Genomic DNA, 24308 nt, shown 5'->3' with positions numbered 1-24308 from the left:
GAGACGCTATGGCTTCCCTGATTGGAATCGTTACTACTCTATTGATTGCCGTTGGTTTTGCTGCCCCCACCATGGCACAAAGTGACCTTGGTAATTGGCCAACGCAACGGCCCATCAAGATGATTGCCGTCTTTCCTCCGGGTGGCTCTGTAGATCAAGTGGCCCGCATACTGGCTCCCGTCTTACAAGCAGAACTCAAACAGAATATTGTGGTTGAAAACATTGGTGGCGCCTCGGGGGTCATTGGTACCACTGCTGTAGCACGAGCACTGGCAGACGGCTATACCTTTGGGCTAGTGTTTGATACCCATGGTGTTAATCCATCCCTTAAAGACAATTTGCCGTATGACACGCTTCGCGATTTAGTGACTGTCAATCTGATCGGGACCTCACCCATGGTTTTGGCTGCCAGTAAGAAGTCTGGAATTACAAGCATGAAGCAACTGATGGCTGACTCGAGGGCGAAGAAACCATTTACGTATGGATCAATTGGTATTGGTAGCCTGGGGCATTTGGCGATTGCCGACTTTGCCAAGAAAACCGGGGTTGATTGGGTGCATGCCCCCTATCGCGGTGGCGGCCCAATGGTACAAGATGGGCTTGCTGGCCAAATCCCTCTGGTCGTTGGCAGTATGTTCCTCATTAAGCCGCATGCCGATAACGGTGGCTTAATTCCGTTGGCAGTAACAACAGCAAAACGGACTGCTGATATGCCAAACGTTCCTACCTTGGCTGAAAGTGGCTATCCAGGATTTGAGGCACCAGCCTGGTGGGCAGTGATTGCTCCAGCAAAAACACCGCCGGCCGTTGTGAATGCGATGTACAAGGCAGTGGATAAAGCGCTCAAAACTCCAGCGGTTGCTGAGAAGCTAAAAACTCAGGGCATCCAAATTCTTAGTCTCAATCCCGACGCTGCAAATGCTTTTGTAGCAAAACAAATTGGGGTCTGGGGTAAGTTTGTGATCCAGAACAATATCAAGGAATAACGCGTTTAGTCTGCGTACTCGAGGATGGCTTGCGCAAACACCTCGGGTGCTTGCGCCCCTGAAATGAGATGGCGTTGATTAAAGATCACTGCTGGTACAGAGCTAATTCCGAGTTGCCCATACTGCTGCTCGATGTCTCGCACTGCCTGAGAAAATTCATCGCTCTCGATCACAGCTTGCGCCCGTGAGACTGGCAGGTTTGCGCGTGCTACGGCGTCTAGTAGGTGTTGGGGCTCATCCATGCTGACTGCCAAGGTAAAGTAGGTATGAAACAGCGCTTTCTTTAACCGCAATTGCGCGGCTGCATCAAATTCCTCGCCCGCCCAATGCAAGAGTCGATGGCCATTAAAAGTGTTATAGACTCGTTTGCGCCCTTCTGGATGAAAGGTAAATGCGATTTCTGCAGCGCGTTGATAAATTCGTTCTTGATTGATCTTAACTTGCGAAATTGGGTTACCGTATTTTTCTGAGAGATACTCAAATACATCCCGTCCGCCTGGGGGCATCTGCGGGTTTAATTCAAAGGGCTGAGTATGAATCTCTACCGATACTCGATCGGACACTTGGTCGACTGCCTGCTCTAGGGCAGTCAAACCAATTGCACACCATGGACAGGCAATATCCGATACAAAGTCAATACGGACTGATTTCAATTATTCCCAACCGCCACCCAAGATGGCTCGCTTTTTATATTCCACTCTGGATTCTTCCCAAGCACTGCCAATCATACGCAATGTTTTGAGGATAGCAGCCAAGGTGCCTGCGCTTGACCCGGCGGTCAGTCCAATGGAACTTCCAGCTAAGGTTGGTTTAATGGTATTGCTTGTCATTTTCTTCTCCTAAGGGTTTATACCTAATAGTATACCCTAAAATTATTGCATTGCACAAGATTGAAAAGGAGAAAAAAGCTTATGAAACAGGGCTTAATGGCAGGTTAAAGAGGAGGTTCTGTGGTTTAAGCTTGATCTGGGATTGATCATTCATGGCGAGGCCAAGATAGACTGGCTTGCCCCGAACTTGGGTAAGCACCGGGCTCGTGTCCTTAAATTCGAGTTTGAAGAGGCAAATTAAGCGGTTCAGCACGCTTTCATCGAGACTTTGCTCTTGGTAGAGGCCATTGAGAATCTCAGTCGCAGCGGCGTCTAAGCCAACATGCCAAACCCATTTAGAGTCAGAGATCTCCTTCATTGGGGTAATGCTCGTATCAATCCCCAAAAAGTGCTTGATCCATTTTTCAAGAAGATGCGCTAAGGCGGGTAATGCGGGCTGGTCAAAATTGAGCTGAACTGCAAAATCAAAGAACTCATCTCGCCCCCAATAGGATTTGGCATTGTCAGGATGTAATACATCCAAGTCGATAGTGCGTGCCGCTAATGATTGGTTCTTCAGAAGATCAACAATATTGCCAAAGTCCGAAGCCTGGGCATTTCGTTCAATGGTCTCGTGGTCAGCCGCCATCAACACACCACCCTCTAGAATGCTGACCTTTTGGGTTCGAAAAAAGAACTCAGCCATCCTTAGCTCATAAGGGTCTGGGTTCTCTCCCAGCATATGTCGTAGAAAAATTTGGGTTAGCTGACTGACAAACAAAGGAGGAACATCCACGCCCTTTCCTTGGAATAAGCTCATATAGAAATGCTCGAGGGAGCTTGCAGCCAGCAACTTACTTCGATACCGAAACCAAATTTCATAGTTAGCCTGCACATCGGTATCCGCAATTTTCTGAATCTCGGCTTGGCTAATTTCTTCGCGTGGCGAATTCAATAGGCTCTGATGAATAGCGCGCTCCTGGGTGCAGGACTGGGGAATTAGACTCAGCTCGGGGCGCGCAAGATAGGTCCTAAGAAAATCATCCGTCACCACGAGATGATGATCAGAATTCAACGAAAGAGTGTTAAAGCCAGAACTGGCCCAGTAATTTGGCATAGTAAGAAATCAAACAATAATAAGTCTTAATGACGCATCAATAATATCGTCATTCCGGGATTGCCCTCTTTAAACGATTTAAAGTGCGATTTCAATGAAGGTCGGCGCTTAATCAGATCCTGATAGATTGAAGATCGATGAGCAAGGTCTTCTCCATGAATATATTCATCGACCCGATCGGCAAAAAAATTGTTTGCCAGGGCTTCCCGAATGGTTCTTCGAATACTACCCCCGATACCCGATGAACCATACCCATGAATGACGATAATGGTTCGAATATCAATTTCGCTAGCAGTCCGAATATGTTCAGTTAGTGCGTTCAGGGCTTCTTCGGTAGTGGGGCCACCAAGCTCAAGATTAACAGTAACCGTATCACTTTCTTTTAGCGGTAAGGCATCTGTGCCGCAGTGCGGACAAACGCCCATAATGACGCGTGGATTTCCGCACAGCACACAGGTAAACATCCGCTTAATCTAACGCAAACGAACAGGAATGTTTATCCAATACAAACTAAACATGCCCATATTTTTTTAGGGCTTCAGCCAATGTAAGCCCATTGGCAATTTCCTTACGAATATTTTTCTCAATTTCAGTCAATCGCTCAGCTTCAACCAACACGGTATGAACATGTTCAACTGGAATCACAATAGCGCCATCTTCATCGGCAAGAATAAAATCACCGGGGCGCACAATGACATTGCCACCATCATGGCCTCGCATATACACCGGGACTTGACAGGCATTGACTTTCCAACGTCCTATGGACTGCACAGAGGTTTTATAGCGGGCAAACACGGGGAACTGATGCTCTCCAATCCAACGCACATCCCGGATGCCCCCATCAATTAGTGCTCCAACACAGCCGCGCTCCTTCATGCCCAAGGCGATCAGCTCGCCAAAATAGCAAATTCCCTCGCCATTGCCACTCCAAACACCAATCTCACCAGGGGATAAGCCTTGACAAGCTTGCATCTTATCGGCATCTCCGCCTTGTGGATAAGGGGTCATTTGACCGCGAATGGTATAAGCCCAACCTGCCATCCGCTTGCAAGTTTCTGGATAGGGACCAAAATCAGCCGCTAATCCTTGTTGCAATAAGTTCATGTTATCTAAAACGTCAGCCACATTGGATGTATCAACTTCTAAATAACGCAAACGAATTGATTCTTTTTCAGCAGCAGTCATGCCCATGGTATTTCTTTCGTGTTAAGTGCCAACTTGAAAATGCGAAGTTAATTTACGGAGCATGGCGACCACGCTTTGCGCCACAATGCGGCCGGTTCTTGGGTTTTCTGATGGAATATTTTCCATGGTCATGGTGAACTTGGCTGAATCGGAATCAACCGTAATGGTGTGCGTATTTCGGACTACAGTCGGATCGGCCCAAATCTCAAGTAAGGTTTTTTCTGGACCAATGCCAGCCAGTGCAAGTGCTACGACCACATTCAAGTTTGCAGGAAATCCCTTTGCAGCCTCTTTAGCATTTCCCGTAAATATTTTTAAGGGTTCCGTTAGGTTAGCAACTGAAATATGATGTTCAATTAAGTGCGGAGCGCCCTCAAGACCTTTTGGTGGTTTACGTGTAATCATGCGAACTGAATGAATATTTCCTTCTGCGGCAGCAACCATTGCATCAAGACCAATCAAAGCGCCAGTAGGCACCATAATCACTCCGCCTGTTTCCTTAGCCAGTTCCACAAGATCTGGACGAAATAAGATAGCACCGACAGAAAGTACGATTGCACGTTTTTGATTTTTCAAAAAGGGTGTAATGATGTCGCCTAGTAAATTCGCAGGAGCACATTCAACCACCACATCAGCCTCAGGCTCAAGATCTTCAATCTTTAAGACCTTAACGGGATGAGCAAGGGTTTTGACAAATTCTTGCGCTTTTTGATGATCCTTGGCAGACACTGCAGTTAACTCGACGCCTGGAATTGCTCCAGAAGCCAGATGCGTTGATAAGGATTTGCCAATTGCGCCCAGCCCTGCAATTGCAACACGAATATTTTTTTTATTTGAATTTGTAGTCACTGTCATTATTTATCGTTAATTAATAAAAAGTTCGCTAACGCCACCACGAACATCCATCTCATATTCCAAGCCAGCAACGGGTGGTTTTGCATAATGCCACGTTAGTCCATTTGGAATTAATCCAGGATTTGAAAGCAGCTCATCAATCCAAGGCGTAATGTCATGAATTGTATAGGCCTGTACTTTTGTTGCATCATTCCAGGTTAAATCCAGTTTGCGTAATCGAGTTGTCATTTCGTCAATGACAAAAGCAATTTTGGTCTTCAGACCTTCAGGCGAGCAATCGCCATACGCAATAATTCGATCTCGATAAGGTTCAGGACCTTTTTTAGCATCGCCTCCGCCCGAGAGGACAAAACTAATACGAGGTGATTCAACGGGCACTGAATAAGTAAATGAAAACATCGATACTTGCCTCTGGGCATGATGTTTAGGGCACACATTTGTGCGTGCTACTGGGTTAATGGCTTCCCGATTCTCAAACGCCGGTGTGTATATTCCCCAGGCCTCCAACTGAGCCACGTACTGACGATTGAATGCAATAAATCCTTGATCATCAAATTGGGTAGGCGATCGCAGTTCACAGTGAGCAAATGCCGTCAGCGGACGTCCTATTTTTTGAAGATGCACTTTGGCATACTCAAATCCGTCTTGCAATGGCAGTGCTCGATGAAAGCGAACCTGCTCGAGGCAAAAACCAGGCTCAGCCTTGACTCCGGCCGAGTACTGAAAAACACTTGGAATATAGCGATAGTTTCCTGCTTCAAAAAGTTCTGTTGCGTGCATAACATCAATCAATCGTCATTCCAGAACTCTTCACAATCTGCGCGTATTTTGAAATTTCAGCTTGAATGTGCTCAGAAAATTTAGCAGGTGTTCCGCCAATAATCTCAATGCCTCGATCAGCAAAATTCTTTTTGACTGCAGGATCTTGAAGCGCTTGATTAATTGCCGCATTGACCTTATCTACTCGATCTTTGGGCATACTTGCTGGGGCCACAATGCCATACCAGGAGTCTGTCTCGAATTTCGGGAATCCCTGCTCGGCGATGGTTGGGATCTCTGGGGCCAAGGGCGCACGTGTCAAATAAGTTGTGCCGATGGCTTTTAACTTACCCGATTTAATGTGTGGCAGAAAATCAGGCAAGTTACCAAACATCATGTCAATATTTCCAGCCAGCAAATCGGTTAATGCGGGTCCTTGACCACGATAGGGAATATGAACCACAAAAATTCCGGCTTGGGACTTCAGCATTTCTCCCGCAAAATGAGCGGTTGTACCATTGCCAAATGATCCATAAGACAGTTTTCCAGGATTCTTCTTGGCATAAGCAATTAATTCTTTCAAATTATTGACTGGCAATCCAGGACGCACTGCAAGCACATTGGCTGTTTTAGCCATCAAGATGACAGCCTGTAAATCTTTCGTAGTGTTGTAGGGTAGGTTTTTTACTAAGGTTTGATTGACCGTAAAACTATTTGCAACACCGCCAACGGTATTTCCATCCGTTGCCTTAGCGGTTGCATCAACTCCAATGACCGTTCCGGCGCCAGGTCTGTTATCGACAATCACAGGTGATGCAAGCGCCTTACTCATTTCAGGGGTAAGAGTACGAACCACCGAATCAAGTGTGCTTGCTCCCCCAGGAAAAGGCACGATTACTCGAACAGTTTGACCACTTGGCCAGTTACTTTGAGCGTGTACATGGCTAAAACCCAGAACCGCTGTAGCTATTAAACCGAATGCAATGTTTAATCTCATGATGCTGTCTCCAATTATTTATTTAGTTATATTGCTTTTGTAATAAAAATCATTATTTCACAGCCTTATAAACGCCCATCTCCTCGAGTAATTCATGAATGAGATCCAAACGAAGGCGCGGGCTCTCCTGTTCTAGGAAAAATTGCTTTTGACCAGGGCTTAACTGCAAGAGCTCACACCATCGATTGGCGACCCAGCCGCATTCGTTAAAGCGATAGGGTTTACTAAACGGCAGCTCTTTCCCAAGGGCGGCGCCCTGTTCTTTAAAGGACTGTATGACCTTCCCTAATACGGTTGAGGTCATTTTTAGATCCTCAGGGACCTCCATAAAGGCATCGTCTTCGATGAAATCAACATCAGCAACAATCAAGCCATTGCGCTTGGTCTCGCTGGTTTTGACACGAAAGCGTTGTTCACCATGGCATTGAATCATGAAAAGGCTGGGTTGGACCGGATCAAATTCTTTGATGCGGGCATAGGTTCCGACCGAATTAAAACTAACCTCTTGCCCAGGCATGCGCACCTCATCCCCGCCGTTCAGTGTTACAACACCAAAACCAGAACCCTCACGCACACACTGCTTCACCATATCTAAGTAGCGCACCTCGAAGATTTTGAGCAGCATGATGCCATCAGGAAACAAGGTGGTACCAAGCGGAAATAGAGGAATGGTTTGGGTATGCGTGTAAATAGACATTCGTTCAGGCTACCAGGCAATCTGTAACTAGTTTAGGCATTGGTATATATAAATCATTGGAAAATTATCGTTATGGGTGCTACGCGCTTCTGAAATTCGGGCGACGGATTTTCCATTCTTTTTACATTCTTTAGTAGCAAGTTCTTGTGCCTCAATTTCTTTGGCGCCCTTAACGGCTTGCACCCCGATCATGCCGTCCGATCGATTAACTACCCGAAAGCCGCTTTGCGGGGTTCCGCAGGCAGACAGGCCCAAAGCCATGATCAGAATGATAAGAATCGAACGATGATCCATGCCTATAACTATACTGCTGTTTAGTAAATGATTAAGGAGACAGCCATGAATCGTGATGCTTTTGAAAAGGGATTAAAAACCCGTCGTGAGGTACTCGGTGCTGAGTATGTGGATCAAGCAATCCGCAATGCCGATGACTTTAACTTACCGCTCCAAGAATTAGTGACGGAATACTGCTGGAATGAAATCTGGAACCGTCCCGGTCTTGATCGCAAGACCCGGAGCATTGTTAATCTGGCGATGCTCACTGCCCTTAATCGACCCCATGAGCTCAAACTGCACGTCAAGGGCGCAATGAATAATGGTTTGAGTAAAGACGAAATCGCCGAGATCTTTTTGCAATCGGCCATTTATTGTGGCGTACCGGCAGCGATTGATAGTTTTCGTACTGCCAAGGATGTATTTAAAGAAATGGGCCTTTAAGAATTAATATAGGCCTCAAGTTGAGCGATCGTAGCAGCTTGCTCCGCGAGTGCGGCTTTAACCAAATCGCCAATCGATAGCATGCCAATTAAGCGTTTGCCATCTAACACTGGCAGATGGCGAATCCGTTTCTCGGTCACGAGCTGCATGCAGTAATCAAGGGTATCTTCTGGCTTAACTGTAATTAGTTTGGTACTCATCACATCCCGCACTAAGGTATTTTGTGAGCTTTTACCTTGCAAGACCAATTTACGGGCGTAGTCACGCTCTGTGAAAATTCCGACAAGCCCACCAAATTCGATGACCAGTAGTGAGCCAACATCTTTCTCTAACATGAGTTTTAGGGCATCAAACACCGGCATGTTTGGAGCAATGGTTTCGATCCGGTGATTTTTTTCGGCCAATAGCTGACTAACGGTTTTCATTCTTGTGCACCCTATCCATCTATTAATATTTTGATTGTGAATAGGCTTTTAACTTCCTCCTATTAGGGTTTCCATGTAAAGCGATCATGAGCACCGATTTACTATTTGTTTATGGGACCTTGATGAGCCCTTTTGACCATCCCAATGCCAGGCAGTTTCATGCGGGGGCTAGGTGCTTAGGTGCGGCAAGGATGCCCGGTTTACTCTATCGAATAAGCTGGTATCCGGGTGCCATGGATCGGCCTCATGAGTCGATCAATCCTGAAGATAGCTGGGTTCATGGAGAGCTATGGCGCGTAGATAACCCACAATTATTTGATGAAATCGATCGCTATGAGGAATGCTCACCCAACGATCGCAGGCCGCATGAATATCTCCGCGTAATACGCTCTATTGAAACGATAGAAAAGTCAGAATGGCAAATCGCCTGGGTTTATCTCTATCAGCACGACCCACAAGGTTTGGAGCGCATTATGGATGGTCATTTTAGGACGGAATACTTCAAGCCTTGACGATCGATACAGCCTTTGATTTAATTCATTGAGGAGGCAATTCCATGAATTATCGAACTTCCAAAATCTTTCTAATGCCTCTAACGGTATTGCTACTAGGCGCCTGCGCTGGGGCCGATGTTCGCCCCATTGTGGATATGAAAGGAGTGAATGAAGCCCGCTACGAAAAGGATCTTGCAGAATGCCAAGACTATGCCAAAGAAGCTAGCGGTATGGGTGGTACGGCCGCCAAAGGCGCGGGCGCGGGTGCTGTGGTTGGCGGATTATTAGGACTGGTTACCGGCGGTAACCGTACCGAAATTGTTCAGGCTGCAGGAGCCGGAGCGGTGATTGGCGCTGCGGGTGGCGCTTACAAGGGCAATGAGTCGCAAGAAGCTATCGTTAAGAAATGTCTTGTAGGCCGTGGTTACAAGGTTCTCAATTGATTTAGCACCCAAATCATGATCAAGCGTCTAGTTAAATTTACCATCTATACGCCGCTTCTTCTAACAAGCACGCTATTGCAGGCCAGTTGGTTTGAACGTAAAGAAGATCCTGCTGGCTTGATTCTTAATCAAAAAGATTGTCTTTATATGAAGACCTATCGTGGCAAGTTGGTTAATGGCGATTTTATTCGACCAGACCGTTGGACCGGTTCAAAATTTAGCATTGGTGAACCCACTACGATTGCGAGCTTAAAACGAATTGATAGCAAGACCGCGCTATTTACCAATGTCAACAATATTGGCGACGGCAAAGGTGTCAAGGTCTATGTGTATAAGAACGATCGGTATGTGGAGGCTGCCTTGCAAGATGGGTACCCCATCATGCAATGCGAACTGCAAAAATAATTAGAGCTTAATGTCGGGATTGGCGGACGTAATTTCTTCTCGGCCACATAAACGCATTGACCAATTAGCGAAGCGCCGACTGTTAATTCGCTTCATTCCCAGCGATACCACATTCGTGTGACGAGGATCTCGCTGAATTGCTTCCCATAGCAACTCAACGTCTTTGGGCTTTCCTTCAATGATCTGACCAAAGCGGCCATTATCAAACGATAAAACGCCAGTAACGTTTAAGCTCTTATTGCGGCGTGACGCCTTATCAACCAGCTGCATTAATGCCAAGATACCAAATTCTTCGGTGGCATCACTCACATAGGAGAGACTGACCAAATCCAGTTCGGTGTAGTTTTCTTCGGGAAAGTATTTAGTCGCTGGTTTTGGCACAGTAAGTTCATCTTAGTGTAATTCTAATTTTTAGCAAGTATTGCGATGTTGCTTAGTGTGGTTGCAGCGCAATATGACTAGGATTTGTCTTCTTCTTTCTTTTTCAGATCCTTCTCGCGTTCCTTCTTGAGGTCACGCAATTGCCACCAGGCAAAAAGTAGCACTCCTCCGAATACGAGGACGACCTCAATCAGAATAATTGGTCCAAAATCATCCATCGCAAAGCCCTATTCAGTTAGTCGTTTCCAAGCAGCAACGTTTTAATCGAGCGCAAATTTTTGTATTCCAACACTGCCTCACTCATGGATTGAATACTCGCACAAATTTGTATGCGTTGCTCTGGGTTTTGCCAAAACGTCATCAACGGGCAAACCTCTACTTTCACCAGAAATAGACTGGCTCGCCCCAAAGAGGTGTTGATTGGCATGGTGGTTTGCGTTTCAAGCCGGTAATACAAATCCTCAACCCTTTTGGGAATCGCTTTTGACTTTCGTAATGGGTGCTGACTTAACTCTGCACTATTACTAATCGTCCAGACATAGCGACGAAAGGATCCTTGCTGAGGATCACTCATCACGTGGGCAATTTTTGGGCTGGCCTGCACCAGTCGCTCCCCATCGGCTACTGGATGATGAATTTGTGCAAGCGCCATACCTAGCCGTTTTGCAGGTACCCAACTGCTTGGAAAGCAAAAACAGATGGCGGTGAGTACATCGTTTTCTAAGAGGGCTACATCTTCATTGAGGCATAAAGCTAAATCCTCAATCCTTTCAATTGGTAATGCATTTGCACAATTTAAGGCAGTAGCTGCCTTAGAAATGAGTTCGCGCGTCTGTGGGGTATCGTGCTGGGCAAATAGCTCAGGTCCAAGAAGGTCAAGCTCACGACGCTTGGCATCCAAATAGCGAGGTTCCGGATTTGGGTCAATCAGCGGGCCCTCGTATCGAGTCATTTTGGGTGAGGTTGTGTATGGCACCTCAACCACAAAGGCAGGCTGTTTAACGGATGCGCTCAATTTTGATGCGATTAATGCTAAATAATGATCCAATCATGGCATTCAGAATGGCAATAAAAATGCTAGCAAAGAAGGCTGTCCAAAATCCGGAGAGCACGAAGCCATTCACTAGCTGAGCAACCAACATTAGAACCAGCGCGTTGATCACCAGTAAGAAAAATCCAAGACTCAAGATGGTGAGCGGCAAAGTAAATAGGATGAGTAAGGGGCGAACAACGGCATTGGCAAGGCCCAAGACCAAAGCAGAAATAATTAAGGCTCCCGAGTCATCAAATTGCAAGCCATCGAATACATAGGTTGCCGCCCATAGCGATAAGGACGTAATAGCCCAGGTCAGCATAAATAGGGTCATGATTCTCTCTTCGTAGGAATGTTTAGAATCGAGTATAAGGAATAATCATGGGTTCACCAGCCAAGGCGCAGAAGCGGCCTCTCTCCAATAAAAAACTATTACTTAGTAAGTGGACTGCCGTTGCACCTCAAAATCGAGAGAAGCATTTTCTGGTAAGCCGCATCCATGATCCCAAAGATCACGCAATACCACCAGGGTTTGTGGAGCTTGAAGCAGTATTTACCCAACGGCGCTTTAATATTGCTATTGATGATTTGCTAAATTCAGCGGATTGGCAAATTGGATGGCAATCAACCAATAAGGAGCAGGCATGACACGACGTTCATTCATTCAAAAATCGGGTGCCCTGGCGCTTGCAGGCAGTTCAACCCTATTAGCACCAGCAGTCCATGCGCAATCGGATACGGTTCGTTGGCGCTGCGCTTCTAGCTTTCCAAAAAGTGTTGATACCTTATATGGTACTGCCGAGCTTATCGCCCGCCGTGTTGGTCAAATTACAGGGGGTAAATTTCAGATAAGCGTTCATCCCGCTGGGGAGATTGTGCCCCCGCTCCAAGTATTGGATGCGGTTGAAAAAGGGACTATTGAATGCAATCACACGGCGCCCTACTACTATATTGGCAAAGATCCTGCCTGGGCCTTTGGTACCTGCATCCCATTTGGTTTTAATACCCGCCAGTACAACGCATGGTGGATACATGGCGATGGTGAAAAAATATTTAATGAGTTCGCACGTCAATCTGGCGTAATTAATTTCTTAGCAGGAAATACTGGAACCCAAATGGCGGGCTGGTTTAAAAAAGAGATTAAAACGGTAGATGATCTCAAAGGCTTAAAGTTTAGAACTGGCGGAATGGGTGGTCAGGTACTAACCAAGCTAGGTGTTGTCACCCAACAATTACCTGCTGGTGAAATTTACTCGGCACTAGAAAAAGGGACGATTGATGCCGCCGAGTTCACAGTCCCCTATGACGATGAGAAACTTGGACTGAATAAAATTGCCAAGTATTACTACTATCCGGGCTGGAACGAGGGAAGCGCAGCATTAGCATTTCAGGTGAATGCAAAAGCATGGGACGCCCTTCCTGAATCGTACAAAATGGCCATTCAGGCGGCCACTGCAGAAGCCAATACGTGGATGCAAGCCAAATACGATGCCCTCAACCCTAATGCCCTAAGGCGCCTAGTACAAGGGGGTGCCATCTTACGTGCTTATCCCCAAAGCGTGATGGATGCTTGCTTTAAAGCCAATCAGGAACTCTTAGAAGAAACCAGTGCAAAAAGTCCGGCGTTTAAACGCATTCTCTCGCAGATGCGTCCATTTCAACGCGATCAACAAGCATGGTTTAGGGTAGCGGAAGGTAGCTACGATACCTTTATGTCAAGGCAAAAGCTATAAGGCCGTTTATTTGCGTTTGAAGTAATCAGCGGGGTCTTCGCTCGGGGCCGGTTTTGCAGGTTGTGCACTTTCTGTGTCATCAAGCTTGATCTCGATACCCTGAACATCTTGGGTGATTGGCTTATCCAACAAACCCGTGACCAGCTCTGGATAAAAAATCAATATACCGACTAAGAGTAATTGCAAGCCCAGCCAGGGAATGGCTCCTAGGTAGATATCGCTACTCTTAATACTAGGTGGCGCAATCCCTCGCAGATAAAAAAGTGCAAAGCCGAATGGCGGATGCATAAAAGACGTTTGCATATTGACGCAAATTAAGATTCCGAACCAAATTAGATCAATTCCCATATCTTTTGCAATGGGTGCCAACAGCGGAATCACAATAAAAGCGATTTCAAAGAAATCCAGAAAGAATGCGAGGCCGAAGATGAGCAGATTAACCACAATCAAAAATGAGACTGGATCGTCTGCGCCCACCGCCATGAATAAATGCTCAATCCATTTACCACCATCCACTCCCTGAAATACCAAGGTGAACACGGTCGCACCAATGAGGATAAAGATCACCATGACTGTAATGCGCATGGTGGAGACCATTCCTTCCCAAAGCATGTGCAGATTAAAGCCGCCATGTATGAACGCGAGTAGCAGCGCCCCAACCACACCCATCGCCCCAGCTTCGGTTGGCGTTGCTAAACCCATAAAAATGGTTCCCAGAACCATAAAGATGAGAACCAGGGATGGAACAATGGCAAAGACAATGTCTTTCCAGAGCGTCCACCCATTTGACAGGCGCTCTTCCTTGGGTAATGGTGGCATGGATTGGGGTCGAATGATCGACATTGCCAACACAAAGCCCAAGAAGATAAGCACTTGGGCAATCGAAGGCCCAATGGCGCCCAGATACATATCGCCGACCGATTTTCCGAGTTGATCTGCAAGAACGATTAAGACCAGCGATGGCGGAATGACTTGGGTAATGGTACCCGATGCAGCAACCACGCCAGTGGCAAGCCGTGGACTATAACCATGACGCAACATAATTGGCAAAGCAATCACACCAATCGCAATCACCGATGCCGCTACCGTACCGGTGATGGCACCTAAGATCGCTCCCACCAAAATCACTGCATAGGCAAGGCCCCCTGGCAAACCTCCGCAAAGTCGTGCAAACCCATGTAACAAGTTCGCTGCCAAACCACTACGCTCCAAGATGGCTCCCATCAAGGTAAAAAATGGAATTGAGAGTAATAACTCGTTTGAAAGAATGCCAAATACCCGGTATGGCAAATTGGCCATAAACTGAGCTGGAAAGAAGCCAAATTCGATGGCAATCATGCCTGAGGCGAGTCCCAGGGCAGCCAACGAAAAAGCCACAGGTAAACCAGTTAACAGAAATACGATTAAGGCGATAAACATGGCTGGGGCCATCCATTCGTGGTTCATGATTATTGCTGTGGCCTTTGATACGAATCGTTCAGATTGGCGTTGCCTTGCAATACCAGAACACGTTTGATGCACTCCGATATGGTTTGCAGAATTAATAGTCCAAATCCAATCGGTATGAATAACTTGACGGGCCAACGAATCAATCCGCCAGCATTGGCTGAACGCTCCTCAATCGCCCAGGCCTCCATAAACCATGGCCACCCATCGACTACCATCACGATGCAAAAAGGCAAGACAAAAAATAGCAGGCCAAATAAATCCAGATAAATTCGCTGCCTAGCTGATAGGCGAAGGTAGATTAAATCAATTCGTATATGGCCATTGGTGCACAGTAAGTGAGCTGCGCCAAGCATCACAATGCCTGCAAACATATACCATTGAAGCTCAAGCCAGGCGTTCGAACTGATATCAAATAAGTAGCGTGATAGTGCATTACCCACTGAAACGAGAGCGCAAGCCAGCACCAAGCCAATCGCCAAATACGCAGCGTAGCGGCTTAGACAATCAATACGGTAAGAGATTTTTTGTAATAACTTCATATCGCTGGGCAGAAAATAGGAGTGTATAAGAACTTCCTAGTCGCGCTAAGATAAGCCTATGGCCCCTTCACCAGTAATTCTTGATACCAATGTTCTTCTGGATATTTTTGTATTTCGGAACGAGCGTTCACTACTCTTGCAACAGATGATTCAGAATCAAGAGCGTCAGCTAATTTATTGTCAGGCGATGCACGATGAGTTTATCGATGTCCTGAGTCGCTCGCAGTTTCAATTAAGCCAATCTCATCAAGAAGCCATTCTTCATCAATGGCTCAATTTAGCGAATCTAGTAACACTGACAGAATCTGCACCATTGCGGTGTAGCGACCCCGATGATCAGATTTTTATTGATCTCGCTTATCAAACGAGGCCGTCTCTATTGGTGAGTAAAGACAATGCCCTAATAATGCTGCGCAAGCGCTTAGCAGGTCTAAATATCGACCTGCAAACGTATTAATCCTTCTGCATTGCAATAAGACAATAAAAACATTTACTTGGCGTGATTAATTTAAATCGATTCTTGATAAAAAAATTTCATCGGCATTCGTCTTGACTCCATTCGCGATCAGACTTAGGATGAAATCGTGGTGTCGCAGTCATTGTGTGACCCGCCTGGTAGTAATACCAGCCTTTGTGGGTACATTCCTGTGCCCCTCCGATACGGGACAGCAAACTCCCGTAGCGACGATAACCACTCAGAAGAGTGGTATGGCCCGGCGGCATACCCGTCGGGCTTTTATTTACAGATAAATTGCTTTTGTGCGTTGCGTTGCGTCGCACTATCTGCCATTGCCTCAAAGCGTTTTGTCATTTGATTTCGGATGAAGTACTCGGCAATTGAATAGGGAACTAAAGAACTTAATTCAATCGTTGCTCGATATTGAAAACGCGTACCATCGCCCTCGGGGTTAAGGCGCCAACTACCCTGATAGTATTTGGCATCACCGCTCACCTGCTTAAAATCAAGCACTTGGTCTGATACTTCTTTGTATTCAACAATCGAACGCATTTGCACTGGTATTAAAAGAATTTGTTCTTCAACCACCCGCTCAACCAAGATTTGATTGCCGGTGCGGCTAATAATTTTGGATTCTTTAATGCCAGGAAAGTTTTTTGCAGCCTCATAATCCCGGATAAACAAAACAGCTTGACATAAGCCAAGTCCAACCTTGAAATCTGCAATGATTTGAAACTGCTCCGCAGTCGGACTGACCTGCAGGTGAAGATCATAGGCATTGCTTACTGCATATGTATTAAACGTGATGCTAAGTAATGCTGCAGCAGCAATGACTTTCACTGCAAACCTCTACTCTGCCTCAATCTTGGCGGCTTTTACAACATTAGCCCAACTAACTAATTCGTTAGCGACATGGTCAGTAAACTGTTTGGGGTTCTCATAATCGGCGCTTGCACCCAAATCGATAGCGCGCTGCCTAAACGCTGGGCTTTGAACAACTTTAGCGATTTCAGCGCTTAACTTATCAATAATAGGCTTGGGTACTCCCGCCGGTGCGAAAACTCCAAACCACGATGTAGCGTCCACTTTGGGATAACCAACCTCTGCCGTAGTGGGTACATCAGGTAAGCTAGGTAAGCGTGTTTTACCGGTAACCGCCAGAACTCGCAGCCTTCCGCTAGCGACGTGTTGCATAAATGGTGGCGCGGTACCAAAGGTAATATCAACTTGGCCGGCTAACAAATCTTGCAATGCAGGCCCCGTTCCTTTGTAAGGTATGTGTGTCATTTTGATTCCGGCTTGCTGCTCTAGCATTGCGCCGGTTACATGCTGCAAAGAGCCATTACCAGATGAGGCGTAATTTAATTTACCGGGATTTGCTTTGGCATAGGCAATCAACTCTTTAAAGTTTTTGATCGGTAAATCTGCACGGATGACAATGATTTGCGGAGCAGAGATCACATTAGCAACCGCCTGAAAATCTTTCTGCTCCCACTGCTGCTGTTTCGACACATGGGGCGTAATTACATGGTAACCCGAGTATTGCATCATGATCATATAGCCATCGGCTGGCGCCCGTTTGACCTGAGCAGCGGCAATATTACCGTTACCACCCCCCTTGTTCTCCACCACAATGGTTTGACCTAGGGCGCTACCCAAAGGGGTTGCAAGCATGCGTGCTGATATATCGGTGGTACCGCCAGGAGCGGTCGGAACAATCATGGTGATTGGTCTTACTGGATAGGCATCTGTTTGCGCACTGACAATATTCGCACCAACAAGACCTAAGAACAATAAATGCAGAACAACGTAAGCCTTATGTTTCATGTAAACCTCTGTTCATGGATCAAGGGAATTGAATGATGATTTAATTGTAGGCTAAGATGGAATCTTACTTTACGAAAAGAGAATCTATGCGTCGCTTCTTCCAGTCCCTCCTCCTTACTACTTGCTGCTTTTTCTCCTCGACATTATTAGCGTATCCCAATAAGCCCATTACCATCATCGTCCCTCAAGCACCAGGGGGCACCAATGATATTGTGGGTCGTTTAGTAGCACAACGCTTGGGCGAGCAGATGAAGAGCTCGATCGTGGTAGAGAATCGTCCCGGCGCCGGGGGTAACATCGGCACCCAATGGGTTGCCAATGGTCCGAAGGACGGCCATACCCTCTTGATGACCATTAGTAGCGCACAGGCCATTAACCCTGCGCTCTATAAAAATCCGGGGTTTGATCCAGTCAATGACTTTGTGCCGATTGCACTTGTAGGGTCAGTGCCTAATGTTCTGGTGGTCAATGCCAACTTTCCAGCAAAAACACTCGATGAGTTTATTAAATTAGTGAAATCCAAACCACCAGGCACCTATCAATATGCCTCTGCAGGAAATGGCACTCTAAATCATCTTCTTGGTGAAATGCTCAATCAAAGCGCTGGGCTTTCTCTACAACACATCCCTTACAAAGGTGTAGCCCCTGCCTTAAATGATTTATTGGGTGGTCAAATCCAAATCGCGTTTGCGAGTTTGCCATCTGTATTGCAATACATTAATACACAAAAATTAGTGGCTTTGGGCGTCAGTTCGGCCAAACGCTCCCCTGTTCTACCCGACGTTCCGGCAATTGCTGAAAAAATTCCGGGGTTTTCTGGCACGCTCTGGATTGGTTTATTTGCTCCTAAGGGAACTCCTAAACCAGTCATCGATAGACTTCAAAAGGAAATGCAGATCACCCTTGCAAATCCAGAGCTCAAAGAAAAATTAACCGCTTCTGGCGTGGAACTAGCGAATGCCTCACCTGCTGAATTTGCAAAACTATTGCAAGATGACATCAATCGTTGGGCAAAGATTGTGAAGGCCTCGGGTGCATCTTTAGACTGAGCAGCTCAAAGCCTTAATTAAAGGGAATGGTAATTAAACCTTCTCGAGGATTCATGGGCTGCGCAGAGTTATCTTCTAGGGATTTAGCCTCCGTTTCACCACGCGTGTCGCTTTGATAATTGGGTCCAATAATGATGCCTTGTGGAGCGGTCTCGGGAGGCAAGGGCTTAGGTTTACCCATGACACCCTGAGGAGGCACGAGGGGTTGCTCATTGATGGCCTTTAATTCATTGGGCTGAAGCGGTGATATTTGCGCGACGGATAAGTTGGCAGTGGCAAATGTGAGAAGCAGGCAGGAGAAAGAAATGGAGTGGCGCATCCCTGTATTAAACCACTCTTTGGGCTCGCCTAAAATGATTGATCAAATCAATTAGGACTAACTTTGTATGCCAGCGACCCGAGATGAAATCACGACCTTCTTTAAGAAGGATTTTCCACAAACCAAGTGTCAGATTCTGGAAGTCAGCAATCGTTCGGCATTGGTTAGCCATCCCGTGGGCCAAGAGGAGTTGCGCCCAGGTGGAACGGTTTCAGGACCAACCATGATGGCGCTTGCTGATGTTGCTTTGTATGTGGCCATTTTGGGCGAGATTGGCATCGTGCCTCTCACCGTCACCACAAGCTTAAATATTAATTTCTTACGACGGCCAAAGCCTAGTCAAGAAATCCGTGCTCAATCACGACTGCTCAAGCTGGGTAAGAGCTTGGTGGTTGGGGAAGTCTTTATTTACTCAGGATCTGACCCCGATCCAATCGCCCATGCCACGGCGACCTATTCCATACCGCCACAATCCTGAACTTACTCTTTGCGCTTGAAGATACCGATCACAGTGGCCAAGATCTTTGGTGAGAGTGACAAGGCAAAGAGGATATCCACAATAAAGAACCATGATCCACGGCTTAGCTCAATGATCGCGAGGATCACAAAGATCGCCATCATCACACGGCGCAGTGTATCGGTTGGGAAATAGCCCATGGTTCTTCCTTTTATTGAATGAGTTCTTAGTTTAGAGGATCTGAGCAACATCCCCAAATGCTAGACGTGGACCGCGAGGATAAATTCCGCTTGGATTTGCAATGCCAATGTTCATTAAGAAATTTGCGTGATAGCGACCATCTGGAAAGAATGCTTGGTTTACTTTAGCGGGATCGAATCCTGACATCGGCCCACAATCCCAGCCTAAGCTGCGTGCAGCTAATAGTAAGTAAGCGCCCTGTAAGGAACTATTACGTAAGGCAGCTACTTCGGTCACCGCTGGCTTTCCTTCAAAGAAGGGTTTGGCGTCCATGGCCGGATACAGACTTGGTAAGTGTTCATAAAAATGCGTGTCGTAAGCAACGATGACTGTGACCGATGCGCTTTTCACTTGCGCAACGTTTCCTGGGCTGAGTGCCGGGAGTAAGCGCTCTTTTGCTGCTTCGCTACGAACGAAGATATAGCGTCCGGGCTGTGCATTAAACGCAGTTGGCCCCCACTTCATTAACTCATACAACTGGCTAATCTGTTCATCACTGATTGGGTGTGATTCAAAGGCATGTACGGTTCTTGCTTGAGTAAATAGTTGCTCTTGGATGTTGGTTGGTATTGGATTGGTCATTTTGTCGAGTGCTCGCTCAAAGGATTTAAAATAGAGAATTCTGATCATAATCTAAGCTCCCACCATGAGTTCATCGAAGCCCTTGACCGCCACCCTAATCCCCGGAGATGGAATTGGTCCCGAGATTGTCGAGTCCACTATCCAAATCTTTGAGACCTTAGGTAGCCCATTTGCCTGGGAAGTTCAGCAAGCCGGGGTTGCAGGTGTTGAAGCACTGGGTGATCCCTTACCTAAGCAAACATTAGATAGTATTCGTCAGAATCATCTAGCCTTAAAGGGCCCGCTCACTACGCCTGTTGGTGGCGGCTTTCGGTCTTCTAATGTGCGCTTACGTGAAGAGTTTGAGTTGTATGCCAACGTACGACCAGCCAAAACGATGATTCCAGGTCGCTATGAAAATATCGATATTGTGTTGATTCGGGAGAACTTGGGCGGCTTCTATGTAGCCCATGAGTACTTAATACCCGTTGGTGACAATCCCAAAGCGGTTGCCGTATCAACCGGCATGAACACCTATGAAGGCAGTAAACGGATCGCGCGCTTTGCCTTTGAATACGCCCTCAAGAATGGTCGCAAGAAGATTACCGTCGTTCATAAGGCTAATATTCTGAAACTCTTAACTGGTGTCTTTTTGGATGCCGCTCGGGATGTGTCCAAAGAGTATGAAGGTCGAGTTGAGATGGACGACATGATTGTGGATGCATGTGCGATGCAATTGGTTCTTAATCCTTGGCGTTTTGATATGTTGTTGTGTACCAATCTTTTTGGTGATATTTTGTCGGATCAAATCGCAGGCTTAGTGGGCGGTCTTGGAATGGCGCCCGGAGGAAATATTGGTACCAACACCGCGATTTTTGAGGCTGTGCACGGCTCCGCTCCCGATATTGCTGGCAAAGGGATTGCTAATCCCGTCTCCATTCTGCTGGCATCAGCGATGATGCTTGATCATGTGGGCAAACAGGATTTAGCAACCCGTTTGCGCACTGCCATCATCGATACCCTCAATGTTGACCAGGTCCGCACTGGGGATCTTAAAGGTACAGCAAGTACCAAGCAATTCACAGACGCCGTCTGTAAACGCTTGGTCTAGGTTGATTTAAGAGCTACGAATCAAGCCACAAGCGATTCTGGGGCCTGAGTTACCTGCGGGTTGTGATTTGTAGTCATCCGGATCACGATGGATCACGACTGAGCGGCCAACGATTCCAGCAGGACCAGTGTTCACTGTAATACCGTGAACTTTCGCTGAGTAATTGGCATTGCCATTGGCATCGGCCTTGAGATTGGGCAAATCACCAGCATGACTGTGTGAGCTTCCGGGAGATCCATGGGCCTTTCCATCGGGATTGAAGTGACCCGCAGCACTCATCGCATCGGGCGCAGAACAATCGCCCTTTTCATGAACATGAAAACCATGTTCGGAATTTGGCCTGAGTCCACTAACCCGAGCGGTCACCATAACATCGCTCCCTTGCCATACAAATTGCACATCACCTTTCACATTTGAACCCGATCGCGACTCTAAGTTCGCGCTTGCTTTTTGTCCTGAGCCCCCACCCATGGGGTTACATCCAGCAACAAGGCCGGCAACGGATAGTGCGACTACGATTTTTATGGTGTTCATGATCATCTCCTTATGGTGTCGACCATTTACTCTATGCCTTAATTGGGGTGAAGGCTAGGCGAATTAGGGTTTTAACTAGGTAAATGCCTGACAAACTAGGCTATTTAGCTGATTTTTTCTTACGACAGGCCTCAGAGCAGTACAACACGCTCTCCCAGTTTTTGGCCCAAGACTTACGCCACGTCATGACTCGGCCACATGCGGCACAGGGCTTACTGGGTAAATAACTTTTATTGCCTTTAAATGGGGTGCTCATGGTGCCAGTCGTGCTACCTTGATTTAGTAATCACCCCATTGATTTGATAAGCGACCAGGAAATCAAGAATTACAAAGGGATGATTTCCTTAAAAAGGCATCATCAATCAGTGCTTAATGGTCTTTGTCATTCGATCCACGGCTGCCAAAAATGATAATAAGCAGTGTGGCGATCCCGACTCCAGAAAAGATGAGTCCAAGGGTTACGCTCGTAATTTCCATATTGATATCTCCTTTAAATCGTAATTAATGATCTAGATTAGCACTTTTAAGGGTGAGTAGCTTCGTTATCGTCTTCTGCGCTTTTTCCATGTGTACGCTTCACCGTTGGGAAACTTGCCATTTAGGATTCCATCCGCCCCAAACTTACCCACAACTTCCATCCCATTAAACTGAATGGTCACAAACTCACCCAACTCTTTTGCCCAAGCAATTGCTTGATCCAATGTTTCAAATTCGTAGTGATTTGCATTGTGCTTTACGGTGACCATGATTTGCTCGATTTATCAAGCTATCTTATTTAAAATCTTTTAAGCAATAACTCAATGGAATCGATTAGGAAGTAAAGCATTATTAAACCTATTATTTGGATTGAAGTGTTTGAAGTTGAATTGCAAAGCTTCCGGTTTGACCATCTGAAATTAATATACCGATCTCGATAACATCAGAAAAAGATAAGGTGGGTGCATCAATGGCCCGTCCCCGAAATGTTGATTTAAATTGTCCTAAATTAAATTGAACCGTTTGCCAACTAGGAAGGGCAACAAAATCTGCAGCATACGTTACTCGCGGCGCCAACTCGGTGCGCAAGATCAGCTTATACCGCTTACCATCACCTTTTGCTAAAAGCTCAATGTGCTGAGTTCCCTGTGGAAAACGAATGGCTGAGCGCATAGAGGCAAATCCACCATTATTTTCTCGTGATATTTGGCCCTCAAAAAACATGCCTTGAGGATCCTCACGAAGGCTCGATTGAGATAAGCCACCCATCACGTTATCGTTCACAATCCAACAATCTCGCAGCGTATTACGATTTGTGAAATCCATGCGAGCTCCTTGTGCGCGTACTAGTTCACTCCAGCATAAAAGGTAAACACCAGAGGTGCAAAGAAAATATCTTCTTGGATTCAATTTTTGTGAGCAATAAGATTGAGTTTGTTTATTTATATCCTACCAAGGTTATTCATTCAATTCAGGAGGTAGGGTCGCTATTCTGGGAAATAATTGATGATGCTACTTGTGTTTCAAAGGTTCTTAGTAGCGAGGGGAAATGTTTGACATAAAAAAAGAGTCCGCAGACTCTTAATCTACTTGACATTATGGCGGAGACGAGATCTTATCCTGGTATCTCCGCAATATAAGAAAAGTATGGGTGGACAAGTAAAGCTTGCTATTGAGTCTTAGATAAACTTATCAGCTCAAACTCAGGAGCAATACATACTCAACGAGCTTGAACAAATATCTTGGATGGTTTTATTTGGGGACCACCCAAGTACTTTTTTCGCTGCTGCTATATTTGCATATGAAATGCCAACCTCGTGAGCTCTTTTGCCGTAAATTTTATAGTAAATATGTTTACCAGTAGCCTGCTCACACGCAGAAATTACGTTTTTGACGCTATTTCCAAAGCCAGTGCCAAAATTAAATACAAATGAGTCTGAAGAACGATTAAATAAATTAATAACTTTAGTGTTGCCAGACGCTACATCTGATACATGAATATAGTCTCTTATGCAAGTACCATCGTTTGTACCCCAATCATCACCATAAATTGGAAGAAAATCTTGCTCACCTGACAAATGCTTATGTATTTCAGAAAAAAGTGAGCCCGAATTCCTATGAATATTACTAGTTAAAAGCCCAGAGGGGTGTCTTCCCTCCACATTAAAATATCTAATCACCATAGACTGAAAATTCAAACCGTCCGCATTAGATTCATAAATTAGTTTCTCTCCATCCAATTTAGTTTTACCGTAAATACTAAGTGGATTTAGATATGAAAATTCATCTTTTGGAGATATTGTGTACGGATCGTAAACAGATGCCGACGAACTGAAAATAATTTTTTTACATGAAAATTTGTTCATTACTCTAAGAACATTTTTAAGACCATTTACATTTACATCAAAATATTCGATCTCCTTCAGTGCTGATTGCTGAATATCTTTGAGCGCTGCCAAATGAATTACAAGATTGATTTGGTTTTTCTTAAAAAGATTTATAAGAAATTCTTCATCTCGAACATCCCCAAGGAAAAAAACGGGGGGGATTGATGAAATAGATTCAATTGAGGCCAAGACATCAGTGCTTGAATTTGATAAATTATCGACCCCAATTACGGCGAATTTATTTTGCAATAGCTCTGCCCAGATATGAGAACCAATATAACCGGTTGCACCAGTCAATAAAATCATATATTTCTAAATTTTTGTATTATTATTGGGAGGATTCAGTAACTTAATGCCAATGAAAGG

38 protein-coding genes are annotated in these 24308 nt (G+C 45.8%); 11 read left to right on the top strand and 27 right to left on the bottom strand.

Going from position 1 to position 24308, the window contains the following annotated elements; genetic code table 11:
* The first annotated feature begins 8 nt into the window (after positions 1 to 8).
* Positions 9 to 986 (top strand): tripartite tricarboxylate transporter substrate binding protein, encoded by a 978-nt coding sequence (locus QUE65_RS04580; protein ID WP_286282204.1) that lies wholly within the window; start codon positions 9 to 11, stop codon positions 984 to 986.
* Positions 987 to 991: 5 nt separating this feature from the next.
* Here the strand turns inward: QUE65_RS04580 and QUE65_RS04575 are convergent, their stop codons facing one another.
* From QUE65_RS04575 to QUE65_RS04530, 10 genes are all read right to left on the bottom strand, one after another.
* On the bottom strand, positions 992 to 1639 hold the full coding sequence (locus QUE65_RS04575) for a DsbA family oxidoreductase (RefSeq protein WP_286282202.1): 648 nt from the start codon (positions 1637 to 1639) through the stop codon (positions 992 to 994).
* Positions 1640 to 1816 carry a hypothetical protein gene (locus tag QUE65_RS04570; RefSeq protein WP_286282201.1) on the bottom strand — a complete coding sequence of 59 codons (177 nt, stop codon included), beginning with the start codon at positions 1814 to 1816 and terminating at the stop codon, positions 1640 to 1642.
* A gap of 79 nt (positions 1817 to 1895) precedes the next feature.
* Complete coding sequence (locus tag QUE65_RS04565; RefSeq protein ID WP_286282199.1) at positions 1896 to 2912, bottom strand: DUF6352 family protein; 1017 nt, start codon at positions 2910 to 2912, stop codon at positions 1896 to 1898.
* 26 nt (positions 2913 to 2938) lie between these two features.
* Positions 2939 to 3376 carry a Smr/MutS family protein gene (locus QUE65_RS04560; RefSeq protein WP_286282198.1) on the bottom strand — a complete coding sequence of 146 codons (438 nt, stop codon included), beginning with the start codon at positions 3374 to 3376 and terminating at the stop codon, positions 2939 to 2941.
* Positions 3377 to 3422: 46 nt separating this feature from the next.
* Complete coding sequence (locus QUE65_RS04555; protein WP_286282197.1) at positions 3423 to 4103, bottom strand: RraA family protein; 681 nt, start codon at positions 4101 to 4103, stop codon at positions 3423 to 3425.
* Positions 4104 to 4118: 15 nt separating this feature from the next.
* Positions 4119 to 4946 carry an aspartate dehydrogenase gene (locus QUE65_RS04550; RefSeq protein WP_286282196.1) on the bottom strand — a complete coding sequence of 276 codons (828 nt, stop codon included), beginning with the start codon at positions 4944 to 4946 and terminating at the stop codon, positions 4119 to 4121.
* 15 nt (positions 4947 to 4961) lie between these two features.
* On the bottom strand, positions 4962 to 5732 hold the full coding sequence (gene cnbZ, locus QUE65_RS04545; RefSeq protein ID WP_286282195.1) for a 2-amino-5-chloromuconate deaminase CnbZ: 771 nt from the start codon (positions 5730 to 5732) through the stop codon (positions 4962 to 4964).
* A gap of 4 nt (positions 5733 to 5736) precedes the next feature.
* Positions 5737 to 6708: a tripartite tricarboxylate transporter substrate binding protein gene (locus tag QUE65_RS04540; protein WP_215372270.1), complete on the bottom strand. Its 972-nt coding sequence runs from the start codon at positions 6706 to 6708 to the stop codon at positions 5737 to 5739.
* Positions 6709 to 6760: 52 nt separating this feature from the next.
* A complete protein-coding gene (locus tag QUE65_RS04535) occupies positions 6761 to 7405 on the bottom strand; it encodes an LON peptidase substrate-binding domain-containing protein (RefSeq protein ID WP_286282192.1) in 645 nt (214 codons plus the stop codon).
* Positions 7406 to 7432: 27 nt separating this feature from the next.
* Complete coding sequence (locus QUE65_RS04530; RefSeq protein ID WP_215372266.1) at positions 7433 to 7699, bottom strand: putative periplasmic lipoprotein; 267 nt, start codon at positions 7697 to 7699, stop codon at positions 7433 to 7435.
* A gap of 45 nt (positions 7700 to 7744) precedes the next feature.
* Between QUE65_RS04530 and QUE65_RS04525 the strand changes: the two genes are divergently transcribed.
* Positions 7745 to 8122 (top strand): carboxymuconolactone decarboxylase family protein, encoded by a 378-nt coding sequence (locus QUE65_RS04525; RefSeq protein WP_286282190.1) that lies wholly within the window; start codon positions 7745 to 7747, stop codon positions 8120 to 8122.
* On the opposite strand, the gene QUE65_RS04520 is transcribed toward QUE65_RS04525, so the two are convergent.
* A complete protein-coding gene (locus QUE65_RS04520) occupies positions 8119 to 8547 on the bottom strand; it encodes a CBS domain-containing protein (protein ID WP_215372262.1) in 429 nt (142 codons plus the stop codon). The genes QUE65_RS04525 and QUE65_RS04520 overlap by 4 nt on opposite strands.
* An 86-nt stretch (positions 8548 to 8633) precedes the next feature.
* Here QUE65_RS04520 and QUE65_RS04515 point away from each other — a divergent pair, with 86 nt between their 5' ends.
* The 3 genes from QUE65_RS04515 to QUE65_RS04505 are packed head-to-tail and all read left to right on the top strand — an operon-like array spanning position 8634 to position 9889.
* On the top strand, positions 8634 to 9059 hold the full coding sequence (locus QUE65_RS04515) for a gamma-glutamylcyclotransferase family protein (RefSeq protein WP_286282189.1): 426 nt from the start codon (positions 8634 to 8636) through the stop codon (positions 9057 to 9059).
* A 44-nt stretch (positions 9060 to 9103) separates the two neighbouring features.
* A complete protein-coding gene (locus QUE65_RS04510) occupies positions 9104 to 9484 on the top strand; it encodes a glycine zipper family protein (protein ID WP_286282188.1) in 381 nt (126 codons plus the stop codon).
* 15 nt (positions 9485 to 9499) lie between these two features.
* Complete coding sequence (locus QUE65_RS04505) at positions 9500 to 9889, top strand: hypothetical protein (RefSeq protein ID WP_286282187.1); 390 nt, start codon at positions 9500 to 9502, stop codon at positions 9887 to 9889.
* On the opposite strand, the gene QUE65_RS04500 is transcribed toward QUE65_RS04505, so the two are convergent.
* The 4 genes from QUE65_RS04500 to QUE65_RS04485 all read right to left on the bottom strand — a co-directional run bounded on the left by QUE65_RS04500 (position 9890) and on the right by QUE65_RS04485 (position 11637).
* Positions 9890 to 10270: a BLUF domain-containing protein gene (locus QUE65_RS04500; RefSeq protein WP_215372256.1), complete on the bottom strand. Its 381-nt coding sequence runs from the start codon at positions 10268 to 10270 to the stop codon at positions 9890 to 9892.
* Between the two features lie 77 nt (positions 10271 to 10347).
* A complete protein-coding gene (locus QUE65_RS04495; protein ID WP_215372254.1) occupies positions 10348 to 10488 on the bottom strand; it encodes a hypothetical protein in 141 nt (46 codons plus the stop codon).
* 17 nt (positions 10489 to 10505) lie between these two features.
* Positions 10506 to 11285, bottom strand: coding sequence for a heme-dependent oxidative N-demethylase subunit alpha family protein (locus QUE65_RS04490; RefSeq protein WP_286282185.1), 780 nt, complete (start codon positions 11283 to 11285; stop codon positions 10506 to 10508).
* Entirely contained in the window at positions 11269 to 11637 is a 369-nt protein-coding gene (locus tag QUE65_RS04485) for a phage holin family protein (protein ID WP_286282184.1), read from the bottom strand. The genes QUE65_RS04490 and QUE65_RS04485 overlap by 17 nt, the downstream gene beginning before the upstream one ends.
* Before the next feature lie 47 nt (positions 11638 to 11684).
* Here QUE65_RS04485 and QUE65_RS04480 point away from each other — a divergent pair, with 47 nt between their 5' ends.
* Together QUE65_RS04480 and QUE65_RS04475 are read left to right on the top strand one after the other, a co-directional pair.
* Positions 11685 to 11951 carry a TIGR02450 family Trp-rich protein gene (locus QUE65_RS04480; protein ID WP_286282182.1) on the top strand — a complete coding sequence of 89 codons (267 nt, stop codon included), beginning with the start codon at positions 11685 to 11687 and terminating at the stop codon, positions 11949 to 11951.
* Positions 11948 to 13036: a TRAP transporter substrate-binding protein gene (locus QUE65_RS04475; RefSeq protein ID WP_286282181.1), complete on the top strand. Its 1089-nt coding sequence runs from the start codon at positions 11948 to 11950 to the stop codon at positions 13034 to 13036. The genes QUE65_RS04480 and QUE65_RS04475 overlap by 4 nt, the downstream gene beginning before the upstream one ends.
* A 6-nt stretch (positions 13037 to 13042) precedes the next feature.
* Here QUE65_RS04475 and QUE65_RS04470 read toward each other — a convergent pair whose 3' ends face one another.
* Positions 13043 to 14482: a TRAP transporter large permease gene (locus QUE65_RS04470; protein ID WP_286282180.1), complete on the bottom strand. Its 1440-nt coding sequence runs from the start codon at positions 14480 to 14482 to the stop codon at positions 13043 to 13045.
* Positions 14483 to 14484: 2 nt separating this feature from the next.
* Positions 14485 to 15024, bottom strand: coding sequence for a TRAP transporter small permease subunit (locus QUE65_RS04465; RefSeq protein ID WP_286282179.1), 540 nt, complete (start codon positions 15022 to 15024; stop codon positions 14485 to 14487).
* A 58-nt stretch (positions 15025 to 15082) separates the two neighbouring features.
* On the opposite strand from QUE65_RS04465, the gene QUE65_RS04460 reads away from it, so the two are divergent.
* On the top strand, positions 15083 to 15481 hold the full coding sequence (locus tag QUE65_RS04460; RefSeq protein ID WP_286282178.1) for a putative toxin-antitoxin system toxin component, PIN family: 399 nt from the start codon (positions 15083 to 15085) through the stop codon (positions 15479 to 15481).
* Positions 15482 to 15760: 279 nt separating this feature from the next.
* Here QUE65_RS04460 and QUE65_RS04455 read toward each other — a convergent pair whose 3' ends face one another.
* Together QUE65_RS04455 and QUE65_RS04450 are read right to left on the bottom strand one after the other, a co-directional pair.
* Positions 15761 to 16321, bottom strand: coding sequence for an SRPBCC family protein (locus QUE65_RS04455; RefSeq protein WP_286282177.1), 561 nt, complete (start codon positions 16319 to 16321; stop codon positions 15761 to 15763).
* Between the two features lie 9 nt (positions 16322 to 16330).
* The gene (locus tag QUE65_RS04450; protein ID WP_286282175.1) at positions 16331 to 17308 is read right to left on the bottom strand and encodes a Bug family tripartite tricarboxylate transporter substrate binding protein; all 978 of its coding nucleotides are present in this window, start codon (positions 17306 to 17308) and stop codon (positions 16331 to 16333) included.
* Between the two features lie 86 nt (positions 17309 to 17394).
* Here QUE65_RS04450 and QUE65_RS04445 point away from each other — a divergent pair, with 86 nt between their 5' ends.
* Positions 17395 to 18357 carry a Bug family tripartite tricarboxylate transporter substrate binding protein gene (locus tag QUE65_RS04445; protein WP_286282174.1) on the top strand — a complete coding sequence of 321 codons (963 nt, stop codon included), beginning with the start codon at positions 17395 to 17397 and terminating at the stop codon, positions 18355 to 18357.
* Positions 18358 to 18370: 13 nt separating this feature from the next.
* On the opposite strand, the gene QUE65_RS04440 is transcribed toward QUE65_RS04445, so the two are convergent.
* Positions 18371 to 18676, bottom strand: coding sequence for a hypothetical protein (locus QUE65_RS04440; protein WP_286282172.1), 306 nt, complete (start codon positions 18674 to 18676; stop codon positions 18371 to 18373).
* 67 nt (positions 18677 to 18743) lie between these two features.
* Here QUE65_RS04440 and QUE65_RS04435 point away from each other — a divergent pair, with 67 nt between their 5' ends.
* Positions 18744 to 19154 carry a PaaI family thioesterase gene (locus tag QUE65_RS04435; protein WP_286282170.1) on the top strand — a complete coding sequence of 137 codons (411 nt, stop codon included), beginning with the start codon at positions 18744 to 18746 and terminating at the stop codon, positions 19152 to 19154.
* A 2-nt stretch (positions 19155 to 19156) separates the two neighbouring features.
* Here the strand turns inward: QUE65_RS04435 and QUE65_RS04430 are convergent, their stop codons facing one another.
* Positions 19157 to 19333 (bottom strand): hypothetical protein, encoded by a 177-nt coding sequence (locus QUE65_RS04430; protein ID WP_286282168.1) that lies wholly within the window; start codon positions 19331 to 19333, stop codon positions 19157 to 19159.
* 31 nt (positions 19334 to 19364) lie between these two features.
* The gene (locus QUE65_RS04425) at positions 19365 to 19955 is read right to left on the bottom strand and encodes a malonic semialdehyde reductase (protein WP_286282431.1); all 591 of its coding nucleotides are present in this window, start codon (positions 19953 to 19955) and stop codon (positions 19365 to 19367) included.
* Positions 19956 to 20019: 64 nt separating this feature from the next.
* Between QUE65_RS04425 and QUE65_RS04420 the strand changes: the two genes are divergently transcribed.
* Positions 20020 to 21045 (top strand): isocitrate/isopropylmalate dehydrogenase family protein, encoded by a 1026-nt coding sequence (locus QUE65_RS04420; RefSeq protein ID WP_286282167.1) that lies wholly within the window; start codon positions 20020 to 20022, stop codon positions 21043 to 21045.
* A gap of 6 nt (positions 21046 to 21051) precedes the next feature.
* Here QUE65_RS04420 and QUE65_RS04415 read toward each other — a convergent pair whose 3' ends face one another.
* The 5 genes from QUE65_RS04415 to galE form a co-directional block, all read right to left on the bottom strand.
* Positions 21052 to 21579 carry a superoxide dismutase family protein gene (locus QUE65_RS04415; protein WP_286282166.1) on the bottom strand — a complete coding sequence of 176 codons (528 nt, stop codon included), beginning with the start codon at positions 21577 to 21579 and terminating at the stop codon, positions 21052 to 21054.
* A 100-nt stretch (positions 21580 to 21679) separates the two neighbouring features.
* Positions 21680 to 21835: a DUF2256 domain-containing protein gene (locus QUE65_RS04410; protein WP_286282165.1), complete on the bottom strand. Its 156-nt coding sequence runs from the start codon at positions 21833 to 21835 to the stop codon at positions 21680 to 21682.
* A 286-nt stretch (positions 21836 to 22121) separates the two neighbouring features.
* Positions 22122 to 22325 (bottom strand): hypothetical protein, encoded by a 204-nt coding sequence (locus QUE65_RS04405; RefSeq protein WP_286282164.1) that lies wholly within the window; start codon positions 22323 to 22325, stop codon positions 22122 to 22124.
* 91 nt (positions 22326 to 22416) lie between these two features.
* A complete protein-coding gene (locus tag QUE65_RS04400) occupies positions 22417 to 22881 on the bottom strand; it encodes a CIA30 family protein (RefSeq protein WP_286282163.1) in 465 nt (154 codons plus the stop codon).
* Positions 22882 to 23258: 377 nt separating this feature from the next.
* Entirely contained in the window at positions 23259 to 24248 is a 990-nt protein-coding gene (gene galE / locus QUE65_RS04395) for a UDP-glucose 4-epimerase GalE (RefSeq protein WP_286282162.1), read from the bottom strand.
* Positions 24249 to 24308 lie beyond the last annotated feature (60 nt).

The organism is Polynucleobacter sp. HIN8 (assembly GCF_030297615.1).
Classification (GTDB): Bacteria; Pseudomonadota; Gammaproteobacteria; order Burkholderiales; family Burkholderiaceae; genus Polynucleobacter.
This window is presented reverse-complemented; position numbering and strand designations above follow the sequence as displayed.